Origin of the sequence: Acetobacter estunensis, from assembly GCF_011516945.1 — a bacterium.
Lineage (GTDB): Bacteria > Pseudomonadota > Alphaproteobacteria > Acetobacterales > Acetobacteraceae > Acetobacter > Acetobacter estunensis.
Genome location: NZ_WOTH01000005.1, coordinates 74,122 through 95,601 on the forward strand (window position 1 = coordinate 74,122; position 21,480 = coordinate 95,601).

A 21,480-nucleotide genomic window follows, 5' to 3' on the forward strand; every position below is an offset into this window, starting at 1 on the left:
CTTTTCTCGGGAGACCGGACAGGGGAAACCTCTCAGGCCGGGACGCCGCTTTTTTCGAGTTGTGCGATGGCGTCTTCGATCGAAATGGTCTTGCGCGCCTGCTCGTCCAGCACCAGCACCTCACCTGTGCCGATGTCGTAGAACCAGCCCTGCAGGGTTAGTTCGTTGCGCGCGAGGGCAGCGGCGACAGAGGGATGGGTGCGCAGATGCGAGATCTGAAGCAGCACGTTCTGTTCGGCGAGGTTGCGCACCGTGGGTGGGCCGGCATCGGAGCCAGCCAATGTGACGGCTCGCGCGGCTTCGGCGTTGCGCAGCCACGACTGCACGGTCGGCATTTTCGCAAGCTTGGAGGGGTCCGGATCGAGCAGTGCTGTCATGGCGCCGCAGTTCGAGTGACCGCAGACGATGATGTTGGAAACCCCCAGTCCGGCAACGGCGTATTCGATGGCCGAGGACACGCCTCCGAGCATTTCGCCATAGGCCGGCACGATGTTGCCGATGTTGCGCAGAATGAAGAGGTTGCCCGGATCGGTCTGGGTGATCAGGCCGGGGCTGACGCGACTGTCCGCGCACGCGATGAATAGCGTGCTTGGCGCCTGACCTTTCGCAAGTTCCCGAAACAGTTCCTGCTTCTCGGGAAAGATATGCGTGTTGAAGTGTTCGACTCCACGCAGAAGGGCGATCAGGCTTTCTTTCGCGTTTCTCTTCGCCATATGGCTCCCTTTCAGGTGAGACAGTCTCGTGAGAACAGCAGTAACACGCTGTCTTCACGTGAGGAAAGCGTGAGAAGAGGCGCGGTTGCTTGCGACAGGAAATGTTATGAGGCGGACATTCCCCGACATGACGGGTGTGTGCGTCTGAAGGAGAAGGGTGATTGTTCGGGCAGGATGGTTCTGCTTGTCCTGCCGTGCTTGTACCGCAATGTTTTTTGTGGGTTCATGCGGAGCCGGGGCCGAGTGCGCGCGGCTGATTGACAGCGCGGGTGGAAGGCGGGGGCCGAAAGAAGTGAGGAGAGGCGTCGGCCCGCCTGTACAGACCAGACGACATCTTGCCATGGAACCGGGCAGTTCTGAAGACACAGGTCCGGAGGCTTGGTTACGATGACCCGTCCGACATGAAGGGTGGGACACAGGTCATCGTGGCGGCTGTTCCCATAGCCCTTAACGCCGGGGAGCCGTACGTGCGGGTGACAGAAGAAGGCGAGTTGCCGCATGTGTGTCCCAAAGAAACGGAGACCAATGTGCGGGAGGTTCTCGAGAGCCTTCTGGTTCGGAGCAGACGCCTTCCCGATGCATGTGCCGAGCCTCTGCCTGTCTGTCTGCACTGCGATGAAGCCGGAACGCGCATCGTGGAACTTCCCTATCTCGTTTCGACACGCATGACGACAGACGAGCCCGGATGGGTGCCTTGTTACGATCTGCTTCCATGGGAGGACCACCGACGTGAAGAAGGTATGGGGCAAGCATCCGCCCTTGGAAAACTCCTGATCGCGCAGAATGAAGGGATGCCCCCATCCGAACGGTTGCTGGAGAAGCGGCGTCTCGATGCGTTGTTCGCGATGGGAAACTGCAACTGGAAACCACCGCTCGCCAAAGAAAGATGGGCCGCCATCCGGAACGGGGCGCAACAGAAAGAGGCTGTCGGCATGGCGTCTTGTCGCTTCCCACATGAGACGAACTATCGGTGGTTGTGCGCGGCTCTGGGGCATCTGCGTCTGTCCATCATAGCGCAGGCCATGCCGGTCAATCTGATGCCTGAACGTTTCACCATCCCCCAGCTACATGCGGCGGTGGAAGGTATTTTGGGAGAGGCCGTGGATCGGCCTACGTTCCGTCGTGGGCTGACCAACGGGCGCAGCGTGGAAGACACGGGCGCCTGCAGTGACGAGGTTTTCGGACGTCCCGCCCGTCTCATGAGGTTTCGCACTGATGTGGTGGTCGCCAACCAGACCCAGGGGATTCCTCTCGCCCTTTCGCTTGCCGATACGGTGAAACAGGCGGAGACGATTGATCGCCTCTTCCCGGATGGAACGCCGCGTCCCGGTGATCGGAACTGAGCGGTAACCCTTTCCTGAACTTTTGCGACCATAATGCGGCGCGTCTGCCTGTCAGCCGGAACGGGAGCCGCGGTCATGGTCCGAAATGTCAATATTGAGGCCTTGCGCGGCCAGCCTGTCATCGTAGGAGCGGGGATCGCCGGACTGCTGGTGGCGCTCCACATGGGAGAGGCTCCCTGTGTTCTTGTGTCGGCTGCGGCCATGTCGGCTGCGGGCGCGTTATCGTGTGATGTCGCGCGTCAGCTTGGTGTGGGTGAAACAACAGACACGCGCGCGGAACTCACCCTGCGAAAAGGGGAAGGATTGGCCTCTCCCGAGGTTGTGCAACTGATCGCCGGACGTATGGAACACGCCCGCATGACGTTGCAGTCCTTCGGTGTTTCTGTCGAAGATGCAGGCACTCCGGTTTCGAATGCGGGTCTTCATCTCGCCCTGCTGAAAGCCGTGGCGCGGCGACCGAATATCACGATCATCTCGCCCGCCCTTGCCCGGAGACTGGTGCTGGTGGACGAGCAGGTCCGTGGACTTGTCATTGCCAGTGGTGAACACAGCATCATACTCGGCACAGATGCCGTCATTATGGCGGGAGGTGGGGCCGGCGGACTGTATGGCGAACAACTGCTTCCGCCAACGTCGGTGGGAACCGGCCTTGCGCTGGCGGCGCGTGCCGGAGCCGTTCTGGCCGATCCGGAGCTTGTGTGGTTTCATCCGTTTGCCCTGTCCAGTCCGGCTACTGCTGGAACGGGAGATACGCTTCCGTTGGGTCTGTGCACGAATCGCGCAGTACTGTTTGACGAACAGGGACAACGTGTCGAAGTGGCGAGTAGTCCGGAAGCGCTGTCGCGGACTATTTTCCAGTATCAACAGCATAACCGTGCCGTGTTTCTGGACCTGCGGCGGACGCTGGCCAATGGTGTTCAGCTTGCAGGGTCCGAGATCGATGAACTGGCGGCGGCCTGTCGTCGGGCTGGGATCGATCCGCAGCAGGCGGCGATCCCTGTTCGTGCGGCTGCGGCCTTCCACATCGGCGGTGTCCGCGCCACACCGGAGGGTGTGACATCGCTTGCAGGCTTGTGGGCGTGTGGTGAAAGCGCGTGTACCGGCTTTCATGGAGCCGCCATTCATGAAGGCAATCCGCTTCTTGAGGCGGTGGTGTGCAGTGAACTCGTGGCGCAGTCCATAGGCCGACGTGTCAGGTTGCCCGACGTCGATGTTTCGGATGTCGAACCTCTCGCTTCGTTGCAGCACGGTTGCCTTGAGATGATCGGGAAAACGCTGAGGGCAGCCATGGGGCCGCTGCGTGATAAAGCGGGCCTCATGCGGGCGATCTCGCAAATATCGGCTTTTGCTGAGTATGACGATGGGGCGCTGGTGGCGCAGATGATGTTGTTGGGCGCTCTTGAGCGGGAGGAAAGCCGGGGCGTGCATGGGCGCACGGATTTCCCGTCGCGTGCGTCGGTCGCGCGTCACACGGGACTTACGGAAGAAGATGTCGGCAACGCGATAAAGAGCCTTCTGCTTCCCCAAGAGCTGGAAGATGTGGGGGCTTTTGGTATGTCATTTGGGCCTGCGCCACAGGCGAGTTGACGTGCTTCAGAAAAGCGAAGCGAAGGAGCGTGGATCGGCCCATAGAGCGGTGAGAGGCGCGTCATCGTGCAACGTGCCAAGCGCCAGAAAATCGCTGTGTGTGAGCAATTCCCGGGGAATGAGGTTCGAATCCTGCTCAGGCAGATAATCGGTGACCACAGGAAGTTCCATCATTTCACGCCACCATTTTGGTAAAGCGAGGTCACTGTCCTGTGGCTGGTCTCCGAACGGCCCAAACGCCACATAATCCGCCCCATGTTCGCCTGCCTGCATGGCGAGATCACGGCTGAAGCCACAGACGGCACCCAATTGCAGATCGTTTCCCAAGGCCGCACGGGCTGTCGCTACCTCTTCCGCTGGAACATGGGCACCGTCGCAGCCCGTTTTGCGGGCAAGTTCCGGGAGGCCATCCAGCATCAAGGCGACATCATGACGGTGCACGATGGCTCGCACGCGCTCGATCAACTGACTCTGCGGAGTGGGTGAGGCATCCTCCAGTCGCAGGCGGACGGCGGCGACCGGAAGGGCGGCCAACACGGTCTCGAAATCCGGCAGGGGCGTGTTCGGGCCTAGGCGCGGTGTGACGAGATAAAGTTCACAAGGCTCGGAGGCGGAAGGCGTGGAGGTCATGATCTGCCTGTCGTGAGCGATTGAAACGGAACGTATGGAGTGTGTGTCGTCGGCAGCTTTGCCTGTTACGTCAAGGTGCCGAGTGCTTTTCGGGCCTGTTCCAGCGTGACACACCCTGTCAGATCGCACGATGCCGGAAGAAAAGAGTGGACTTGCGCGTCAAGTGAAGCGGCCAGAAGGTGGACGGCTTTTGTCTGTGGCGAACGATCCGAAAACAGGATCTGTTTCTGACCATGGCCGAGAGCGGCCACGGCATGTCCCGCAGACGATCCGCAATCGAGGATATCGGCGAATGCAACGCCTTCGGTGCGCAGGCAGCGCATCATGGCGAGCCACCAAGGTGTGCCCATGAAAGCCGGGGTATTGGGTGGTGAGAGAAGGAGTGGAAAGAGGCCGCTTTCTTCTGCCGCATGGATTGCCATATGTGCTTGCGCAAGATTGGCCACCCGAAACAAAGTCTCACGGGGTTCTGTCTTCATTTCGGTAGGCTGAATGGAAAAACGGGTGCGGATCATGCTTGACGTTCAGTCCCGTGCGGGTGATCTGTGGCCTTGGATTCCGAAATGACAAGGCGGAGAAGGTGTCGCACAGCAGCGAGGAAACAGGAACGGTTTCTCCAGCCGTGGAAGCAGCGGACAGGCTGCGTGTGGCTCTTGGGCGCATTGCGTTCGCTCTGGAGAAACATAAGGCTGAAGCCGCGCGCGAGCCAGAACCTGTCGTTGTGACGACCGGTCCCGATCTTGAGGCCGTGGTGGTCAGTGTGGATGCATTGATGCTGGATGTGCGCGGTATTCTTGCAGAGGCTTCTTCTGAGGAACACACATCGTCGACCGACTCGCAGCCGGGTCCAGAAGAAGATCCGTATGGCGATGACGCTCAACAGGACACTGTCGTGGCGCATGACGCGGAAGGAGAGGGCTGACGCATGCCCCAGATGACCGTACGCATCAATGGCTATGCCTATCAGATCGGCTGTGAGCAGGGCGAAGAGCGCCATCTTCTGGCCATGGCGCAGGAAGTGGACAAGCGTGTGGCGCGTGTCCGGGCGCTCGGTTTCAGCGGTGAATCGAAGGTTTTGGTGCTGGCGGCTCTGCTGATGGCCGATGAACTGTCGGACATGGTGGCGGAGAAGCTGTCATCAGGAACACAGGATGCGCTGATCGCGGGTGAAAAGGCCGAACGGGAGAACCGTTATCTGCGCGAGCAGTTGGTCGTTCTGGCGGATCGTGCGGAAGTCATTGCGGACGCCATCGAAAACGCCTAGATTTGATGAGGGGCTGCCAGGTGCGTCAGGCAATTTCATCCCCTGGGCCGATAAGCACTTCCTCGGGAGCTGGCGCTGTCCTGACCGTGGTCAGGGTATTTCCGGCACCCACCTGCACTAGCAGGTCCTGGAGGTTGTAAAGACCAACGGCCATGGTGGCTCCATTTTTCTCTTTTTCTGTTCTTCGCGATGCATGACACGCCTGATATCGCGGCTGTGAAACAACGGCTGCGTCTGCGTCTTGCCGCTGCGCGTGGTGTGGAGGCCGATGTGTCGGGCATCCTCTGCGCGCGTCTTCTGGATGCGGTCGAATCGCAGGAAGGCGAGCGTGTGGCCTGTGTCTGGCCGCTTCCCGGTGAAGTGGATTTGCGGCCGCTCTGTGGATCTCTGCATGCGCGGGGCCGCGAGATACTTCTTCCCGAGACGACCCCAAAAGGAACGCCACTTGTTTTTCGACAGTGGATGCCGGGACAGCCGATGAAAGAGGGGCGTTTCGGGACATTGTATCCCGATGGGCCTGTCGAAAAGCCCGATCTGATTCTGGTGCCTCTTCTCGCGTTTGATCGACGAGGACACCGGCTGGGATATGGCGGGGGGTATTACGACCGCACATTGGCCGCCTTTCCTCACGCTCTGCCTGTCGGCTATGCCGCGTCATGGCAGGAGGTGGAAGAGGTGCCCACCGGCCCTCATGACGTGCCGCTTCCCATGATCGTTACGGAGCGTGAGACCGTCTTCTCCGGACAGGGATGAGAATGGGCGGCGTATTTTCACGGGAACACGGTGCCCGTTTCAGGAGAATGATGTGAGACTGTTGTTTCTGGGGGATATTGTCGGGCGTTCCGGTCGTGACGCCGTGACCGCCCGTGTGCCTGAACTGAGAAAGGCGCTCCGGCTGGATCTGGTCGTTGCCAATGCCGAGAATGCCTGCCACGGCTTCGGTCTTTCTCCCGGAATTGCCCGTGATCTGATGGAAGCTGGGGTCGATGTGATGACTCTGGGCAATCATGCTTGGGACCGGCGCGATCTGATTGGGGAAATCGATGGGCTGCCCTCCGTCGTCCGGCCGGTGAATTTTCCTCCGGGCACGCCGGGACAGGGAAGCACGGTCGTGGCGCTGGCGGATGGACGCAAGATTCTGATCGTCAACGTCATGGGGCGGCTGTTCATGGACGCGATGGACGATCCGTTTCGCCTCACGCTGGACGTTCTCTCACGGCATCGGCTGGGTACGACGGTTCAGGCCGCAGTTGTGGATGTACATGCCGAAGCCAGCAGCGAGAAATGGGCGATGGGCCATGTGCTGGATGGCAAAGTGTCGCTGGTCGTGGGAACGCACACCCACACCCCCACTGCCGATCACCGCATACTGCCGGGTGGCACGGCGTTCCAGAGCGATGCGGGTATGTGCGGCGACTACGACAGCATTATCGGGATGCAGAAAGATGCGGCCGTCAGCCGTTTCGTGCGCAAGATGCCGGGAGAGCGCCTGCAACCGGCTGAAGGACCGGCCACGGTGTGCGGCCTTCTGGTCGAGACGGACGATGCAACCGGCCTTGCCCGGCGTGTGGCGCCATTGCGTCAGGGCGGGATGCTCTCCCAGACGTTGCCGGATTTCTGAGGCGGCTTTAGCTGGGAGAAATGATACCCACGCGCAGTCCCGGCTCTCCGATGAAAGTGGAGGGACCGGTGTGGGAAAGTTCCAGCGCCGTATCGAGCCAGACCTCGCCCCCGATATCGCGCCAGCGTTTGCAGAACGTGAAGTCCTCGCTGAGATAGGTGCTGGTCTCGGGATCGATCATGCAGTCGAACAGGGCATAGGCATCGTTGGCGTGAACAGACGCTGAGTTTTCCTGCCCCACTGGCGCGTCGATCCGGCGATAGCGTGTTTGCGGATAGGCCTCGACCATGCGGGCAATGGCATTGCGACTGATCAGCATGAAGCCGGTCCCGGCATAACCGGCTTTTACGAGGCCCCGGTCAGTCGGAGCGGGCATTGCCTGTTCGTGCAGGGATTCGCTCTCGCCCACATAGCGCAGGGAGGCGGTGCGGGCGGGTTCACCCCGTCTGACCTGAGCATCCGTCAGCTTGTCCCAGTAACGGTCCTTGAGCGGATAAAGCCCGGCCACGACATCTTTTCCATGAGCCATGAGTTGAGGGAGCGCCTCCGATCCGAAACCGATGTCACTGTCCACAAACAGGATGTGGGAGGCGGTGCTCTGGGCAAAAAACTGATGCAGGAGCGTGTTGCGTGAGCGCGTGATAAGCGCGTCGTTCCCCACCATCGAAAGTGTAAGTTCGATGTCGTGCATTTGAGCCGTTCCCATGCATCCGATGATGGACTGCATGTAGGTCTGGGTCACCACGCCCCCGAAGCAGGGAGTGGCGATGAACACATGGGAGGATGGGGAAGAATCGTTCACACCGATGGCCTTGTCTGTTCGCGCCATTGTGGGAACACGGCATTGCTATTCGTTTAATGGGCCGCCCGGCAGAGACGTGTTCTCAATCGGTGATGGTGTCGAATCCGTTTTCCGGTGGCAGGGCACGGGGTTTGCGCTTGTCGTCGATAGCGACGAACGTGAACTTGCCCTGTGTCACCTTCCGGCGTTCGTTGGTGTTGCGTGCGCGGCGCCATGTCTCGACATGCACGATGATCGAGGAACGACCTGTTTGTGTGATCTTGGTGTAGATGCTCACTTCATCACCCACCACAACCGGCTCATGGAAGATGAAGCTGTCGATGGCGACCGTCACGCAGCGTCCCTTGGCGCGGAAAGCTGCGGCCGTTCCTGCTGCAAGATCCATCTGGGAGACCAGCCAACCGCCGAACACATCGCCCGCCGGGTTGGTGTCGGTCGGCATGGCCACCACGCGGATCGTGGGGATGACTTCGGGAGGATAGGGATTGGACATCGGCACGTGGATATTCCTGACAGGCGATCTCCGCTTTCCCGGCGGTGGGAGATCGGGGTGACCGGACCGTTCGTTCTCAGTCTAGCTTTCTTGTGGGGTGTACGACAGCCCCGCCACCTCACACGTCTCAGCGACGGATGAGGATATAGTTGATGGTGACATCCAGATCGAAGTGATCGCCGGGCACATTGGGTGGCACAGGCGGGAGTTGTGCCGCGCGGAACATGCCCGTTGTGGCAGCGTCCAGAAGATAGGATCCGGACTGGTTGGTCAGGCGCACGAAGCGGACACGGCCGCTGCGGTCGATCACCACATGCACCGAAGACGGCCCTTCTTCCCCGTTTTCCGCCGCTTCCTCGGGATAATACATATGACGGCGGATCCAGCGATCCACGTCTTCGCTGTAATCGTCGCTCACGCCGCGGGTGGTTGTGCGCGTGGCATAGGGTGCGTTCAGTTTGCCGTTGCTGACCATCGGACCGATGGAGAGATCAATCGGACCACCACTGCCGCCGGTGCGGCCCTGTCGCTTTGCGCGAGGTGGGGCGGAAGACTGATCGAGTGAAAGATTTGTCAGCGAGTCGAACGGCGAAGGCGCGTGCTGGGGGCGTTGTGCGTGCTGCATCGACTGGCGGTGCGGAGCCTGCTTGGTCGTCTTGCGGCTGCCCTGTCCGGTATGGTTGGCGGCGGGCGTGATGGGGGCGGCCTCATTCGTGGGTTTGGGAAAGTTCTCGTTGGATGAAGCTTCCGGAACGGGAGGAGCCGCTGGCGTTTCCGCCGTGGGGCGGGTGGCACCTTCCGAGTCTTCGGCCTGTTCGGGCTGGCTCTCGCTGCTTTGGGAGGACTGGGCGGCCTGATTGCCTCCGGCCGCATCATCCGAATGTTCGCCCTTCATGCCGCTTTCTGCCGGGGGGGTGACGAACATCATGTCCACGGCGCCGGTTGCCTCCGCCTGCGGATTGCCGCGCGGCTGGTGATGGGCGGCGAGCCATGCCGCGACGGCGAAAAGCAGCGCATGCAGTGCCACCGACACCAGTAGGACGCTCATGATGTCGGGATCGGCGATGATCTGACGTGGCGTCAGCGCGGTGCGTGCTGCTCGGAGACGGCGATATCCGGCACTGACCGGCACAAGAAGACCGGCACCGAGACGGGGGCGATCCGTGTCCATCTCGACGGGTTGCCGGGGCGGAGCCGTACGAGGTGTATCACGGGTGGGGAAGAGGACGGGGTCCTTGCGATTCCCCTGCCGGGCGGAAGGCCTGTTCTGCGCCGTCATGAGGTGGAATCGGTCTCCGTGCAGGGGAGGGCGAAATCATCGCGTTTCGCGACGCACACAACCTGCCACTCCGCAGGCGCGGAAGCCACCCGGCCAATGCTGTCCGAATGTAACAGGCAGAGCGGAAAACGAGTGTCGATCATGCGCCGCCATGATGGCGATGCCGAAATCCGGCGGCTTCCGCAACATGGTGACGCAGGATTGTGTCATTTCCTTCCAGATCGGCAATCGTTCGTGCCACACGCAGCAGACGGGTGAAAGCGCGGGCTGACAGACGCAGGCGTCGTGCGACATCGGTGAGGAGCGCACGCGCCGGGTCGTCCAGCGCAAAACCGTCTGGAGAGGCCTCGGCGTTACGGACAGTCTGGCCGCGCGCAGCCTGCCGGGCACGGGCCGCCGCCACGCGCGCGGCGATAGGGGCAGTAGGTTCGCCTTGCGGGGCCGTCATCATCTCGACGGGGGAGAGTGGCTGCACATCGACCCACAGATCGATACGGTCGAGCAGCGGTCCCGAAATGCGGCCTACATAATCCTCCCCGCAGCGAGGGGCTTTGCGACATGCACGGCTGGCGTCACCCAGATAACCGCAACGACAGGGATTCATGGCCGCGACAAACTGGAAGCGCGCGGGGTAGGTCACATGCACGGCGGCGCGCGCGATGGACGTCTGCCCGGTTTCCAGAGGCTGACGCAGGGATTCGAGCGTCTGGCGCGAGAATTCGGGCAGTTCGTCCAGAAAGAGGACGCCACGATGGGCAAGGCTGATCTCGCCCGGCTTGGCGCGTGCGCCGCCTCCGACCAGTGCCGGCTGGCTGGCGGAATGATGCGGATCGCGGAAAACGGGCCGCCGTCCCGGAGACATCAGCCCGGCAGCGCTGTAGATGCGTGTGACTTCAAGGAACTCAGCGGCGGTCAGGTCTGGCAGAAGGCCGGGAAGCCGGGCTGCGAGCATGGATTTGCCCGAACCGGGCGGTCCGCACAGCAGGATCGAGTGACCGCCCGCCGCTGCAATCTCCAGCGCACGGCGGCCAACCTCCATTCCTTTGACGTCGGCCATATCGAGACCGTCCGGTGCCGCCTCTGGCAATGCCGCCAGGTCCGGTGGAGAGAGAACCTGCTGGCCCCGGAAATGGCTGACAAGCGAGGACAGATCGGGGGCCGCGAGAATGTCGGGATTGCCGCCATAAAGGGCCTCGGTGGCCTGCACGGCAGGGCAGATCAGGCCAAGATTCATCGCGGCGGCCTCGAGAGAGGCGGACGTCACTCCCGGAACGCGGTTGATGCGGCCATCGAGGGAAAGTTCCCCAAGGGTGGCGTAGCGTCCAATCTCTTCGATGGGCAGTACATCCATGGCGCAGAGCAGGGCAAGCGCCATGGGAAGATCGAAATGCGAGCCTTCCTTGAGCAGGTCGGCCGGGACGAGATTGACGAGAATACGCTTTGGAGGAAGGCCGAGCCCCATGGACGTCAGCGCCGCCCGGACGCGCTCGCGGGCTTCGCCCACGGCTTTATCGGGCAGGCCGACGATCAGGAACGCGGGCAGACCGTTCGCGATCTGGACCTCGACCCAGACCGGCACGGCTTCGATGCCGGAAAACGCGAAGGCGCGGACTCGTGTGTTGATCATCGCCTTCGCGTCGGATTGTGGGCGTCAGTGCCCCTGATAGAGCAGGCGTGCGCGGATGGTTCCCGGCAGCTTACGCAGTTCTTCGAGCAGACGCTCGTCCTTGTCCGTGTTGTTGCCGCCTGTCTCGGCGTCAATCACCACGTAGCCGACCTCTCCATCCGTCTGGAGATACTGGGCCGTCACGTTGCAGTTTTCACGTGAGAAGATGTCGTTAAGCTTCGACATCGCCCCTGGAAGGTTGTGGTGGACGTGCATGAAACGGGTGCCGCGCGGGCTTTGCGGAAGCTGCACGCCGGGAAAGTTCGTCGCTCCCAGCGTTGCGCCCACATCGGAGTATTCCACCAGCTTGCGCGCCACTTCCACGCCGATGCGCTCTTGTGCTTCCGCCGTGGAGCCACCGATATGCGGGGAGAGGATGACGTTATCCAGACCCTGAAGCGGCGAGTTGAAGCGCTCGTTCGGACCCTTGGGCTCGACGGGGAACACGTCGATGGCGGCGCCGAGGAGATGCCCCGATTTCAGGGCATCGGCGGCGGCATCGAGGTCCACGACATTGCCACGGGCGTTGTTGATGAGGAACGAGCCGGGCTTCATCTGCGCGATCTGCTCGGCACCAATCATGTTCTTTGTGCTGGGGAGCTGTGGCACATGCAGGCTGACCACATCGCTCTCGCCCAGCAGCGTCTCAAGGCTGTCGCAGGCGGTCGCGTTGCCGTGGCCGAGCTTGTCCACCACATCGTAGTAGATCACGCGCATGCCGAAGGCTTCGGCCAGAACGGAAAGCTGGGAGCCAATGGAGCCATAGCCCACGATGCCCAGAGTCTTGCCGCGTACTTCCCAGCTATTGGTGGCGGACTTGTTCCACAGACCTTCGTGACAGCCGACCGAACGTGGGAAGATCCGGCGCAGCAGCATCACGATCTCGCCCATGACGAGTTCAGCCACCGAGCGGGTGTTGCTGTAGGGAGCATTGAACACCGGAATGCCATGCTCGCGCGCAGCTTTCAGATCCACCTGATTGGTGCCGATGCAAAAACAGCCGATGGCGAACAGACGATCCGCGCTTTCAATCACCTCACGGGTGAGCTGGGTGCGCGAGCGGATGCCCACAACATGCACACCTTCGAGGGCGTGGCGCAGGGCCTCGCCTTCGAGAGCGCCCTTGTGACGGGTGACATTCTCATAGCCGCTGGCCTTCAGAAGGGCGACTGCGCTGTCATGCACGCCCTCGAGGAGCAGGATGCGAATCTTGTCTTTCGAGAGAGAAAGATGAGGAGTCATGCGTTTTGCTCGTGACTGTTGCAGCGGCCCCTGCGCCAAAGGCCAGTCTGGTTGGCACGGCGCACCCGGATTTTATCCGGGACGGGCCTTAGCCGCTGAACGCGGCATGTCTCCAGGCTGCGATCGGTTCTGGCATCTCGACCGGCGGGAGCGGCTCCATAGCACGATTTCCCCAAAGCGGAAATTCAGGGGCCGCTTTTATTCTTTCAGGCAGCTAACGGCCGCATCCAGAAGTGCCGGGTTGCCCACAGCCAGAACGGTTCCGTCTCCATCGGCGCGGAGAATCTGGCCGTTCCAGTCGGTCACACGACCGCCCGCGCCTTCGATAACCGGTACGAGAGCCGCCCAGTCCCAGGGCTTCATGGTGCATTCGGCAATGACGTCGATCTGGCCCAGCGCCAGAAGGCCGTAGGCGTAGCAGTCACCGCCCCAGCTTACGCGGTGGACGGCGGCCTTGAGCTGTTTCCATGTGGGGCGCGGTGCGTCTTCCAGCATTTCGACGGCGGTGCAGGACAGATCGGCCTGTGCCAGACTCGCGCAGGCCCGGGTGCGAATGACGTGGGGGGCGGCAAGACTGCCAAAACCGGGACGAAACAGGGTTCCGCGTCCGGCTACACCAATCCAGCGCTCGCCTGTGATGGGCTGGTCGATCACGCCGATGACAGGTGTGCCTGCGTGCGAGAGGGAAATCAGCGTGCCGAATGTCGGGCGGCCTGTGATGAAAGCCCGTGTTCCATCGATAGGATCGAGCGTCCATTGCCAGTCGGAGTTGCCCGCGTGCAACCCGAATTCCTCACCCAGAATGGCGTGATCGGGATGCCGCTCGGCCAGCACAGCGCGCATGACACGCTCGGCTGTACGATCCGCGATGGTGACGGGGCTTTCGTCCGCCTTGTCATCGATGCCGACAGAGGTGCGAAACCACGGGCGGATAACGGTTCCCGCGACATCCGCCAGAGCGTTGGCCGTAGCAGCGAAGGTATCGAGATCGTGCGACATAACGAGGCTCCGCTCAGAAAGGAGAAAGAATCAGCTTCGGTCTTTCAGCCACGCGATGATATCGGCCCGATCTGCAGCGGAGGGCAAGCCGGGAAACGACATGCGGGTTCCGGGCGCAAAGGTGGCCGGATCACGAAGCCAGCGGTTGAGAGCCGCCTCATCCCATGTGCCGTTTTGCGAGTGAAGCGCCTGTGAGTAGGGATAGTCCGGGAGAGAGCCGATCTTGCGGCCGAACACTCCGCTCAGTTCGGGGCCTACACTGTCTTTTACGCCGGGCGTGAGCGAATGACAGGCCGCGCAGCTTTCGGTGGCGAGAGTCATGCCACGGTTGGGGTCACCCGCAGGGAGAGGTGTTGCGTCCTCTTTCTGTGAAGATGCGGCCTGTGCCGGAGCAGTGGCTGAGAGAGGCGGGATGGCCAGCGCTCCCCCCATCCAGGAGACGCCCATTGCGCAGGCGACAAGAAGAAGAGCGAATGCGCCGCGATTGGCAGTCGAAAAGTCCATTTTTCTCCGCATGTCCGCAAGAGAGCCGACAGGCGGCACGGCGGACGCTGTTGCGTAGGTGGGACGTCTTTTCTAGAGTGCGCTGCGCTTCCTGTGAAGCCGCCGGCGGTTTTGCGCTGTTTCCTGCCGGCTGACGGTGTTTCGCGACCTTTTCTCATGGCTTCTCCCCTTATCCTGATCCCGGCCCGCATGGCGTCCTCCCGGCTGCCCGGAAAGCCGCTGGCGGACATCGCCGGACGTCCGATGATCCTTCACGTTGTGGAACGGGCGCAGCGCGCGGGCGTCGGGCGTGTGGTCGTGGCGGCGGCCGAGGTCGAGATTGCGGATGCAGTGCGCAGCGCAGGAGGGGAGGTTGTGCTCACGCCACCCGATCTTCCTTCCGGTTCGGACCGTGTGCATCACGCGGCGCGCGCCCTCGACCCGCAGGGACAACACAACATCATTATCAACCTTCAGGGTGATCTGCCGGGACTTGATCCGGCAACTCTACAAGCCGCGCTTCGTCCATTGGATGACGCGGCCATAGATATAGGCACGTTGGTGTCGCCCATTCGGGACGCAGAGGAAGCAGGCGCCAACTCTGTGGTGAAAGTCGCTTGTGCCTTTGCTCCAGAGGCGCAGACGGCCCGTGCACTCTATTTTTCTCGTGCCGTCATTCCATGGGGCGCGGGAGAATTGTGGCACCATATCGGTGTCTATGCGTGGCGGCGCTCTGCGCTTGAGCAGTTCGTGGCCTTGCCCGAAGGGTTGCTCGAACGACGGGAAAAACTGGAGCAGTTGCGCGCGCTTGAAGCTGGTATGGTCATTGGTTGCGCGCGGGTGGCGCAGGCGCCGTTCGGTGTGGACACTCCAGCCGATCTGGAGCGCGCGCGGCGCATGTTGGGAGGTGTGTCGTGACCGGCACCGTAATCGGCCCCGTTCCGGGGCGCATTGCGTTTCAGGGGCGTCCGGGCGCCTATTCCGATCTTTCGTGTCGGACAGCCTATCCGGGATGGGAAACCGTGCCGTGCGCAACCTTTGCGGACGCTATTGCCGCCGTGCATGACGGACGCGCGGATCTGGCCATGCTCGCCTGCGAGAATAATCTTGCGGGACGGGTGCCGGACATCCATGCGTTGCTGCCCGAGTCGGGGTTGCACATCGTGGCGGAGCATTTCCAGCGTGTGGAACACTGTCTGATGGGGGTGCCCGGCACGACCATTGAGCAGGCAAAGCGCCTGCATACGCATCCGGTGGCGTTGGCGCAGGTGCGGGATCTGATCCGCGATCTGGATCTGACCCCCGTTGCGGAGTTCGACACGGCTGGGGCTGCGGAGATGGTGGCCCAGTGGGGACGCCCCGAGGATGTGGCTGTGGCCTCAGAACTGGCGGCCGAACTGAACGGATTGGAAATCCTGCGTCGCAATGTGGAAGACGCCACGCACAACACCACGCGGTTTTATGTGGCGGCCCGGGAGCCTTTGGCCGTTTTCGACGCAGGCCCCGTCATGACCACGGTGCTGTTCAGCGTCCGCAACGAGCCCGGTGCTCTCTACAAGGTGCTGGGTGGTTTCGCGACGAACGGGGTGAACATGACGCGGCTTGAAAGCTACATGCTTGACGGATCGTTCGCGGCCACCCAGTTCCTGCTGGACGTGGAAGGGCGGCCTGACCGTCCGGGCCTGAAGCAGGCTCTGGCGGAACTGGAATTCTTTTCCGCGCGTTTCAGCATCCTCGGTGTCTATCCCCAGTCTCCTTTCCGGTTGCGCGCGCAAAAAGCCGCGGCCTGACAGGGCCTCGCTTTCGTGGCATACCAACGCCACATTCAGGACGTCGCAGCGTCGGATCACAAGAAGAAGAGCCTCATGACCGAAGCCATGTTCACGGGGGCGATCACGGCCCTCATCACACCGATGAACCGCGATGGCTCCCTCGATCTTTCGTCCTTCGACCGTCTTGTCGAGTGGCAGATTGCTGAGGGAATCTCGGGTCTGGTGCCTGTTGGTACCACGGGCGAAAGCCCCACGCTTTCCCATGCCGAGCATCACGAGATCGTCGAGCGTACGGTGAAAGTCGCCTCCGGTCGTGTGCCGGTGATTGCTGGCGCTGGTTCTAACAGCACGGCGGAGGCCATTGATCTGGCGAAGCACGCCGAAAAGGCGGGGGCATCGGCGGTGCTGGTTGTGGCGCCCTATTACAACAAGCCGACGCAGGAAGGACTCTACCAGCATTTTGCCGCCGTGGCCGATGCGATCAGTATCCCTGTCGTGCTCTACAACATTCCCGGCCGCTCGGTGGTGGATATCTCTGTCGAGACGATGGCGCGACTGGCCAGGATCGGCAACATTGTGGGCGTGAAGGATGCGACCGCCAACCTGCTGCGCCCGTTGCAGGTGCGGCATGCCATCAAAGGGCGGCATTTCAACCAGATTTCGGGCGAAGACGGCACGGCAGTCTCGTTTCTTGCGGCAGGTGGCGACGGCTGCATCAGTGTGTCGTCCAATGTCGCGCCTGCGTTGTGTTCCCAGATGCAGACAGCATGGCGGGAAGGCCGCACGAAGGATTCCGTGGCGCTGCAAGATCGGCTGCTACCGCTGCATGACGCGATGTTCTGTGAAACGAGTCCGGGTCCGGTGAAGTTCGCGGCATCGCTTCTTGGTCTGTGTGGCGAACACACCCGTCTTCCTCTGGTGCCGCTTTCCGAGCCCGCGCGTCAGGTTGTGCGTCTGGCCCTGACGGATGTCGGGCTTCTGGGCTGATCCATGGCAAAAGGAAGCAAGAAAGCGTCCGGCATGATTTCGCATGGCATTGCCGCGCAGAATCGGAAGGGACGTTTCAACTATACGATTCTGGAAACCGTCGAGGCCGGTATTGTGCTCAAGGGACCGGAGGTGAAGAGCCTCCGCCTTGGACGGGCGACGATTACGGAAGCGTACGCGGCCGAACGCAATGGAGAAATCTGGCTCTTCAACAGCTTCATCCCTGAATATCAGGGGGGAGTCCTCTCACGTTTCGACACCAAGGCACCGCGCAAACTGCTTCTGCACGCCCGACAGGTGACGCATCTTCTCAATGCCGTGGCGCGTGAAGGGGCATCGCTCGTGCCACTCGATATTCACTTCAACGAACGCGGGATGGCGAAAGTGACGCTCGGGCTGGGTGAAGGGCGCAAAAAGGAAGACAAGCGCCACGCGATTGCCGAGCGAGACTGGCAACGCGACAAGGCGCGCCTGCTGCGTAACAAGGGAAAGGGCGACTACTAAGTCGCTTTTTTCTTTTGTGTGAATGACAAAAAACGCCGCGAGCCTGAAAAGGCTGGCGGCGTTTTCCGTTCATGAACACATCCCGAAAGGAACGTGTTCATGACAGGAGTATCGGGATCAGTCAACCGAAACGGCAGCGGCTTCCGGACCCTTCTGGCCCTGCACCACCTTCACGTTGGTCACCTGACCTTCGTTCAGCCCCTGAATGCCGGAACGCTCAAGAGCGGAGGCGTGGACGAAAATGTCCTTGCCGCCATGATCCGGCGTGATGAAGCCGAAACCCTTGGTGGCGTTGTACCACTTCACGGTGCCACGGACTTCCTCGGCTGACGACATGTCAGGCGCGGGACGGGGGGCGCGACCACCACCGAAACCGCCCGCACGCGGGCCAGCACCGAACTGGGCGCGGGGACGCTCCGGCTGCGCCGTGCTCTCATCGACGGAGATCACTTCTGCGACCTGACGGCCCTTCGGACCCTGTCCGATGCGGACCATGAGAGTGGCGCCGGGGCTCACGCTGTCGTGGCCTGCCTGCGAAAGGGCGTTGGCGTGAAGGAACACGTCTCCGCTACCATCGGCGAGTTCGACGAAGCCGAAGCCCTTTTCGCTATTGAACCACTTTACAGTGGCTTCAATTTCCGGACCCGTAGCGACGACCTGAAGGCCACCACCGCCAGCCGGGCGACGCGGAGCAAAGCCCCCACGGTCTCCACCGAAGGGGGCGCTGTTCCCGCGGTCATACTGCGAGGGGCCGCCGCCCATAAAATCATCGTCAAATCCGCCGCGGCGGGGAGAGCGGGAGCTGCGGTCGGTTCTGTTACTTCTCAAGGGTCTTGATCCCGAAGTCTGGCGGCGCCATGTGCCACCTGTGAAAGCAATTCCGGGTCGGGAAAACTGAGCCTCTGGTGAAGCCCTGTCGAGACATACGATGTCTCGTCCTGGTGGCCGGTATCCTGAAAGCCAGTTGGCGTTCCAGAACGTTCCTACAAAAGCATAAGCGATCGGCTGAAAGCTACAGTCTTTTTGGTATTTCGGCTGTCCGCGAGATGAATTTAATGAAAGATCGGGCCAAAAAAGGAGCGTGGAGAGACTTTCTTGAGCTTTTCCCATCACAGGATGCGTCCCTGAGGACGATGTGGGGGCGGATGAACGAAACGGCAGTTGACGCGCCCTCCGAGACAAGACCACACCGGATGTCAGAGGATGTGGGACGGGGAGTGTGAGTGTGCAGACAGCCAGTCAATCATCGGAAGTGAGAAACAGCCGGACGCTTGTGATGGCTGCCATGCTCGTGGGAACGGTCCTCGCCCCGACAGCGCGCGCCACGCCCTTGCAGGACGATCAGAACACATGGACCCTTCAGGGTGAGAACGATGCGGTCACGACGCTGAAAGGCACGTCGGATCAGTATTATACCAGTGGATTGCGCTTCAATTGGACCTCCCGAACCGATCATCTTCCCGGACCGCTGGCGGCCGTGAATCGTTTTGTGCTTGGTCGCGGCATGCAGCGTGTGAGTGCGGGAGTGCAGCAACTCATCTTCACACCTTCTGATACCCAGACCGCGACTCCATCTTCGCGCGACCGGCCTTATGCTGGCGTTCTGCTGGGCACGCTTAACCTCATCAATGACACGGATCTTTCACGCAGCGTCTTTGGAATCCAGATGGGCGTGATGGGACCGGCTTCGGGCGCGCGTCAGCTTCAGAACGGCTTTCATGGCGCGATCGGCGACACGCAGAATCTCGGCTGGCACCATCAGCTCAAAAACCAAGTGATCTTTCAGGTGCAGATGGGGCGCACATGGCGTCTGCCGCTGGGAAACATCGGGGGCGCCAATGGCATTTTCTTCGATATGTTGCCGTCGGCCTCCGCGCGTGCGGGCGATTACCGGATTGCTGGTACCTTGGGGGATACGTTTCGTATCGGGCAAGGATTGGACAGTGATTTCGGGGTTCCCACGATCGGGGCGGGAACTGATGGAACGGATGCCTACAAGGCCACCCGCATGGTGCCGTGGTATATTTTTGGCGGCGTGAGTGGGGACGCGGTGGCCTATGATGCCACGTTGCAGGGCAACACCACTCTGAAAAACTCCCCCCATGTGGACAAGAAGCCGGTGGTGGGCGAGATTCACGCGGGTGTGGCCGTCATGTTCTACGGCGTGCGTATTTCCTACAGCCAAGTCTGGCAGACACAGGAATTTACAACCGCACGCTCGGGGCTTTTCAACTACGGCTCCCTCAACGCATCCGCGAAATTCTGATCCTGACGGAAGGCACCCGTCAGGAGGGCAGGCGAGAGCGTCTTACCGGGGCGGTTGCACGCTGGGTCGGCCGATGAGGTATCCTTGGATTTCCTCGCATCCGTGAGCGTCGAGGAAACCGAGTTGTTCTTCCGTTTCCACGCCTTCGGCGCAGCAACTCATGTTCAGCGCGTGGATCATGTAGATGGTGGAGCGGAGGATGGTTTCCACTCGGCTGTCGCGCCCAAGCCTGCGAATGAACACTCGGTCGAGTTTGACCTGATCGAACGGATAATTCGTCAGCTTTTCCAGCGCCCCGAAGCCCGTGCCGAAATCATCCAGCACCAGCCGCACGCCCATGGCCCGGATGCGAGCCAGTTCCTTGCGAGCGATATCGGGTCTGTCGAACCCACTTCGTTCTGACAGTTCGATTTGAAGCCGTGCCGGTTCAAGTCCACTCTTTTCGAGCGCGCTTCCGATGCTGGCGGCCACCCGCTCCGTTTCCAGCCAGCTTGGCGAGACGTTGATGCTCAGACCGAGGGGTTGAGTCCATGTGGTGGCCTGCTGGCAGGCGTGATGCAACACCCATGTGTCGATGTCCTCAATAAGGCCGGTACTCTCGGCGCAGTCGAGGAAGACAAGCGGATTGACCTCTCCGTGGCCATTACGGTCCCACCGAACCAGCGCCTCAAACGCAATGACATGTTCCGTGGCCGTTTCCAGGACTGGCAGCCAGTTGAGGCGAAAATGTCCTTCCGCGATGGCGTGCCGCAAATCACCTTCCAGCCCGACCCGTTCGGCATGCACTTTTCCAATTTCAGGAGCCACACGATTGACCCGCGTGCCACCGCGTTGTCCGCGAATGCCAGCCAGCGCGGCGTTGGCAAAGCCGATCAGTGTGTCGGTATCGGGTGCATCGAAAGGAAAGGCGGCCCACCCGATATGAGGTTCCAGCGGAAAGCTGTTTTCCGGGCGGCTGTGTGCCGCTTCCATGCGTGCCACGATGGTGGTGGCCAATTCGTTGGCGGCTTCCACGTTCTGCTGTTCGAGCGGGACGACAACGGCGAAACTCCCGCCGCCGAGATGAACGGTAAAGCAGGAATCGGGCGTGGTTGCGTGCAGGATATCGTGCGCCTGCCCGATCAGGGCGTCAGAGACAGGCCAGCCGTCGCTGTCGTTGATCGGACCGATCCGGGCAAGGTCGATGCGCAGGAGAGCCAGAGGTGTGGCTGTGGAGATGCCGGGGTTCGTGATGCGCGTGTCGAGATAGCGCATGAGATCGGCTATGCCGGAACTGCCTGGCACAGGTGGCCGAAGACCGCTGACGGCCGGAAGAGAGAGGCTGGCCAACCGCGTCAGGGCGGAAGAAGGAAAGGGCTGTTCTGAGCGGTTGAGGCAGAGCAGAAACGGAGAAGAGTCGTCTTTCCCGTCCCGTAGGGGTTTGCAGACCCATGCGCTGAATTCCCCGACTTTTTCAGCGAACTGTCCCGCTTTTACACCATTGCCCGCAGCTAACTGGTCAACGGATGCGTCCATCGCCTCTTTCAGTTGTGCGAAGGGAGGCAGGCGCACAGGTTTTGAGTGAGACAGAACGATCGGCTGTTCATCCTGCTCCACTGAGCCGAGCACACACGCCACATCACAGGGGAGAAGTTGTGCTGCGCAGCGGACAAGCAGGGTGAGCAGCGGCCCTTCATCGGTGGGAAGAGAAGATGTGTCGTTCATGCCGCGCCAGCCGTTCTATGGTCATGGGAGACGTCACGGAAAGGGAACTCGTCCTGCGCGGCGTCATACGCACAGGTGGTAGCAGGCGGCTGTAAATGGGGCCTTAATTGAACCGCGTACATCAA

The 21,480-nt window shown here is 61.3% G+C and carries 23 protein-coding genes and 1 other RNA gene; 12 read left to right on the forward strand and 12 right to left on the reverse strand.

From position 1 onward, the window contains the following. Positions 1-32 precede the first annotated feature (32 nt). Positions 33-713, reverse strand: coding sequence for a carbonic anhydrase (locus tag GOB87_RS04170; RefSeq protein WP_166313285.1), 681 nt, complete (start codon positions 711-713; stop codon positions 33-35). 335 nt (positions 714-1,048) lie between these two features. Here GOB87_RS04170 and GOB87_RS04175 point away from each other — a divergent pair, with 335 nt between their 5' ends. Beyond that, on the forward strand, positions 1,049-2,056 hold the full coding sequence (locus tag GOB87_RS04175; protein WP_166313286.1) for an NrtR DNA-binding winged helix domain-containing protein: 1,008 nt from the start codon (positions 1,049-1,051) through the stop codon (positions 2,054-2,056). Between the two features lie 75 nt (positions 2,057-2,131). Further along, the gene (locus GOB87_RS04180; protein WP_166313287.1) at positions 2,132-3,643 is read left to right on the forward strand and encodes an FAD-binding protein; all 1,512 of its coding nucleotides are present in this window, start codon (positions 2,132-2,134) and stop codon (positions 3,641-3,643) included. Positions 3,644-3,649: 6 nt separating this feature from the next. Here the strand turns inward: GOB87_RS04180 and GOB87_RS04185 are convergent, their stop codons facing one another. Next, a complete protein-coding gene (locus GOB87_RS04185) occupies positions 3,650-4,273 on the reverse strand; it encodes a thiamine phosphate synthase (protein WP_166313288.1) in 624 nt (207 codons plus the stop codon). Between the two features lie 65 nt (positions 4,274-4,338). Further along, on the reverse strand, positions 4,339-4,788 hold the full coding sequence (locus GOB87_RS04190; RefSeq protein ID WP_166313289.1) for a hypothetical protein: 450 nt from the start codon (positions 4,786-4,788) through the stop codon (positions 4,339-4,341). Between the two features lie 2 nt (positions 4,789-4,790). Here GOB87_RS04190 and GOB87_RS04195 point away from each other — a divergent pair, with 2 nt between their 5' ends. The 5 genes from GOB87_RS04195 to GOB87_RS04215 all read left to right on the forward strand — a co-directional run bounded on the left by GOB87_RS04195 (position 4,791) and on the right by GOB87_RS04215 (position 7,158). Then, positions 4,791-5,195 carry a hypothetical protein gene (locus GOB87_RS04195; RefSeq protein ID WP_166313290.1) on the forward strand — a complete coding sequence of 135 codons (405 nt, stop codon included), beginning with the start codon at positions 4,791-4,793 and terminating at the stop codon, positions 5,193-5,195. 3 nt (positions 5,196-5,198) lie between these two features. Next, positions 5,199-5,537 carry a cell division protein ZapA gene (locus tag GOB87_RS04200; protein ID WP_166313291.1) on the forward strand — a complete coding sequence of 113 codons (339 nt, stop codon included), beginning with the start codon at positions 5,199-5,201 and terminating at the stop codon, positions 5,535-5,537. 7 nt (positions 5,538-5,544) lie between these two features. Next, a non-coding RNA gene (gene ssrS, locus GOB87_RS04205) (6S RNA) lies at positions 5,545-5,703 on the forward strand. A gap of 23 nt (positions 5,704-5,726) precedes the next feature. Further along, entirely contained in the window at positions 5,727-6,290 is a 564-nt protein-coding gene (locus GOB87_RS04210; RefSeq protein ID WP_166313292.1) for a 5-formyltetrahydrofolate cyclo-ligase, read from the forward strand. A 52-nt stretch (positions 6,291-6,342) separates the two neighbouring features. After that, positions 6,343-7,158 (forward strand): TIGR00282 family metallophosphoesterase, encoded by an 816-nt coding sequence (locus GOB87_RS04215; RefSeq protein WP_166313293.1) that lies wholly within the window; start codon positions 6,343-6,345, stop codon positions 7,156-7,158. A gap of 7 nt (positions 7,159-7,165) precedes the next feature. Here the strand turns inward: GOB87_RS04215 and GOB87_RS04220 are convergent, their stop codons facing one another. The 7 genes from GOB87_RS04220 to GOB87_RS04250 all read right to left on the reverse strand — a co-directional run bounded on the left by GOB87_RS04220 (position 7,166) and on the right by GOB87_RS04250 (position 14,143). Continuing rightward, positions 7,166-7,987: a hypothetical protein gene (locus GOB87_RS04220; protein WP_194303196.1), complete on the reverse strand. Its 822-nt coding sequence runs from the start codon at positions 7,985-7,987 to the stop codon at positions 7,166-7,168. Between the two features lie 55 nt (positions 7,988-8,042). Beyond that, complete coding sequence (locus GOB87_RS04225; protein WP_166313294.1) at positions 8,043-8,459, reverse strand: acyl-CoA thioesterase; 417 nt, start codon at positions 8,457-8,459, stop codon at positions 8,043-8,045. Between the two features lie 121 nt (positions 8,460-8,580). After that, positions 8,581-9,732: a TonB family protein gene (locus GOB87_RS04230; protein ID WP_166313295.1), complete on the reverse strand. Its 1,152-nt coding sequence runs from the start codon at positions 9,730-9,732 to the stop codon at positions 8,581-8,583. 139 nt (positions 9,733-9,871) lie between these two features. After that, entirely contained in the window at positions 9,872-11,359 is a 1,488-nt protein-coding gene (locus GOB87_RS04235; protein WP_166313296.1) for a YifB family Mg chelatase-like AAA ATPase, read from the reverse strand. A 24-nt stretch (positions 11,360-11,383) separates the two neighbouring features. Beyond that, positions 11,384-12,640 (reverse strand): phosphoglycerate dehydrogenase, encoded by a 1,257-nt coding sequence (gene serA, locus GOB87_RS04240; RefSeq protein ID WP_166313297.1) that lies wholly within the window; start codon positions 12,638-12,640, stop codon positions 11,384-11,386. 198 nt (positions 12,641-12,838) lie between these two features. Beyond that, positions 12,839-13,639, reverse strand: coding sequence for an inositol monophosphatase family protein (locus tag GOB87_RS04245; protein WP_166313298.1), 801 nt, complete (start codon positions 13,637-13,639; stop codon positions 12,839-12,841). A gap of 30 nt (positions 13,640-13,669) precedes the next feature. Beyond that, positions 13,670-14,143, reverse strand: coding sequence for a c-type cytochrome (locus GOB87_RS04250; RefSeq protein ID WP_166313299.1), 474 nt, complete (start codon positions 14,141-14,143; stop codon positions 13,670-13,672). A 156-nt stretch (positions 14,144-14,299) separates the two neighbouring features. On the opposite strand from GOB87_RS04250, the gene GOB87_RS04255 reads away from it, so the two are divergent. The 4 genes from GOB87_RS04255 to smpB all read left to right on the forward strand — a co-directional run bounded on the left by GOB87_RS04255 (position 14,300) and on the right by smpB (position 17,385). Then, on the forward strand, positions 14,300-15,040 hold the full coding sequence (locus GOB87_RS04255) for a 3-deoxy-manno-octulosonate cytidylyltransferase (protein ID WP_166313300.1): 741 nt from the start codon (positions 14,300-14,302) through the stop codon (positions 15,038-15,040). After that, positions 15,037-15,912, forward strand: a complete 876-nt coding sequence (locus tag GOB87_RS04260; RefSeq protein WP_264805933.1) for a prephenate dehydratase — start codon at positions 15,037-15,039, stop codon at positions 15,910-15,912. Before GOB87_RS04255 ends, GOB87_RS04260 begins: the two co-directional genes overlap by 4 nt. 75 nt (positions 15,913-15,987) lie before the next feature. Then, entirely contained in the window at positions 15,988-16,881 is an 894-nt protein-coding gene (gene dapA, locus GOB87_RS04265) for a 4-hydroxy-tetrahydrodipicolinate synthase (protein ID WP_166313346.1), read from the forward strand. A gap of 3 nt (positions 16,882-16,884) precedes the next feature. Further along, positions 16,885-17,385 (forward strand): SsrA-binding protein SmpB, encoded by a 501-nt coding sequence (gene smpB / locus GOB87_RS04270; RefSeq protein ID WP_166313301.1) that lies wholly within the window; start codon positions 16,885-16,887, stop codon positions 17,383-17,385. Between the two features lie 117 nt (positions 17,386-17,502). On the opposite strand, the gene GOB87_RS16940 is transcribed toward smpB, so the two are convergent. Next, a complete protein-coding gene (locus GOB87_RS16940; protein WP_166313302.1) occupies positions 17,503-18,213 on the reverse strand; it encodes a cold-shock protein in 711 nt (236 codons plus the stop codon). A gap of 448 nt (positions 18,214-18,661) precedes the next feature. Here GOB87_RS16940 and GOB87_RS04280 point away from each other — a divergent pair, with 448 nt between their 5' ends. Beyond that, positions 18,662-19,651 (forward strand): lipid A deacylase LpxR family protein, encoded by a 990-nt coding sequence (locus GOB87_RS04280; RefSeq protein ID WP_166313303.1) that lies wholly within the window; start codon positions 18,662-18,664, stop codon positions 19,649-19,651. 42 nt (positions 19,652-19,693) lie between these two features. Here the strand turns inward: GOB87_RS04280 and GOB87_RS04285 are convergent, their stop codons facing one another. Beyond that, complete coding sequence (locus GOB87_RS04285; protein ID WP_166313304.1) at positions 19,694-21,355, reverse strand: putative bifunctional diguanylate cyclase/phosphodiesterase; 1,662 nt, start codon at positions 21,353-21,355, stop codon at positions 19,694-19,696. Between the last annotated feature and the right edge of the window lie 125 nt (positions 21,356-21,480).

Excerpts from the sequence above, each read along its gene's own strand:
- GOB87_RS04170 (WP_166313285.1), bottom strand. The coding sequence starts at position 713 with ATGGCGAAGAGAAACGCGAAAGAAAGCCTGATCGCCCTTCTGCGTGGA.
- GOB87_RS04180 (WP_166313287.1), top strand. The coding sequence starts at position 2,132 with ATGGTCCGAAATGTCAATATTGAGGCCTTGCGCGGCCAGCCTGTCATC.
- GOB87_RS04185 (WP_166313288.1), bottom strand. The coding sequence starts at position 4,273 with ATGACCTCCACGCCTTCCGCCTCCGAGCCTTGTGAACTTTATCTCGTC.
- GOB87_RS04190 (WP_166313289.1), bottom strand. The coding sequence starts at position 4,788 with ATGATCCGCACCCGTTTTTCCATTCAGCCTACCGAAATGAAGACAGAA.
- GOB87_RS04200 (WP_166313291.1), top strand. The coding sequence starts at position 5,199 with ATGCCCCAGATGACCGTACGCATCAATGGCTATGCCTATCAGATCGGC.
- GOB87_RS04210 (WP_166313292.1), top strand. The coding sequence starts at position 5,727 with ATGCATGACACGCCTGATATCGCGGCTGTGAAACAACGGCTGCGTCTG.
- GOB87_RS04220 (WP_194303196.1), bottom strand. The coding sequence starts at position 7,987 with ATGGCGCGAACAGACAAGGCCATCGGTGTGAACGATTCTTCCCCATCC.
- GOB87_RS04230 (WP_166313295.1), bottom strand. The coding sequence starts at position 9,732 with ATGACGGCGCAGAACAGGCCTTCCGCCCGGCAGGGGAATCGCAAGGAC.
- GOB87_RS04235 (WP_166313296.1), bottom strand. The coding sequence starts at position 11,359 with ATGATCAACACACGAGTCCGCGCCTTCGCGTTTTCCGGCATCGAAGCC.
- serA (WP_166313297.1), bottom strand. The coding sequence starts at position 12,640 with ATGACTCCTCATCTTTCTCTCTCGAAAGACAAGATTCGCATCCTGCTC.
- GOB87_RS04245 (WP_166313298.1), bottom strand. The coding sequence starts at position 13,639 with ATGTCGCACGATCTCGATACCTTCGCTGCTACGGCCAACGCTCTGGCG.
- GOB87_RS04250 (WP_166313299.1), bottom strand. The coding sequence starts at position 14,143 with ATGGACTTTTCGACTGCCAATCGCGGCGCATTCGCTCTTCTTCTTGTC.
- GOB87_RS04255 (WP_166313300.1), top strand. The coding sequence starts at position 14,300 with ATGGCTTCTCCCCTTATCCTGATCCCGGCCCGCATGGCGTCCTCCCGG.
- dapA (WP_166313346.1), top strand. The coding sequence starts at position 15,988 with ATGACCGAAGCCATGTTCACGGGGGCGATCACGGCCCTCATCACACCG.
- smpB (WP_166313301.1), top strand. The coding sequence starts at position 16,885 with ATGGCAAAAGGAAGCAAGAAAGCGTCCGGCATGATTTCGCATGGCATT.
- GOB87_RS04280 (WP_166313303.1), top strand. The coding sequence starts at position 18,662 with ATGGCTGCCATGCTCGTGGGAACGGTCCTCGCCCCGACAGCGCGCGCC.
- GOB87_RS04285 (WP_166313304.1), bottom strand. The coding sequence starts at position 21,355 with ATGAACGACACATCTTCTCTTCCCACCGATGAAGGGCCGCTGCTCACC.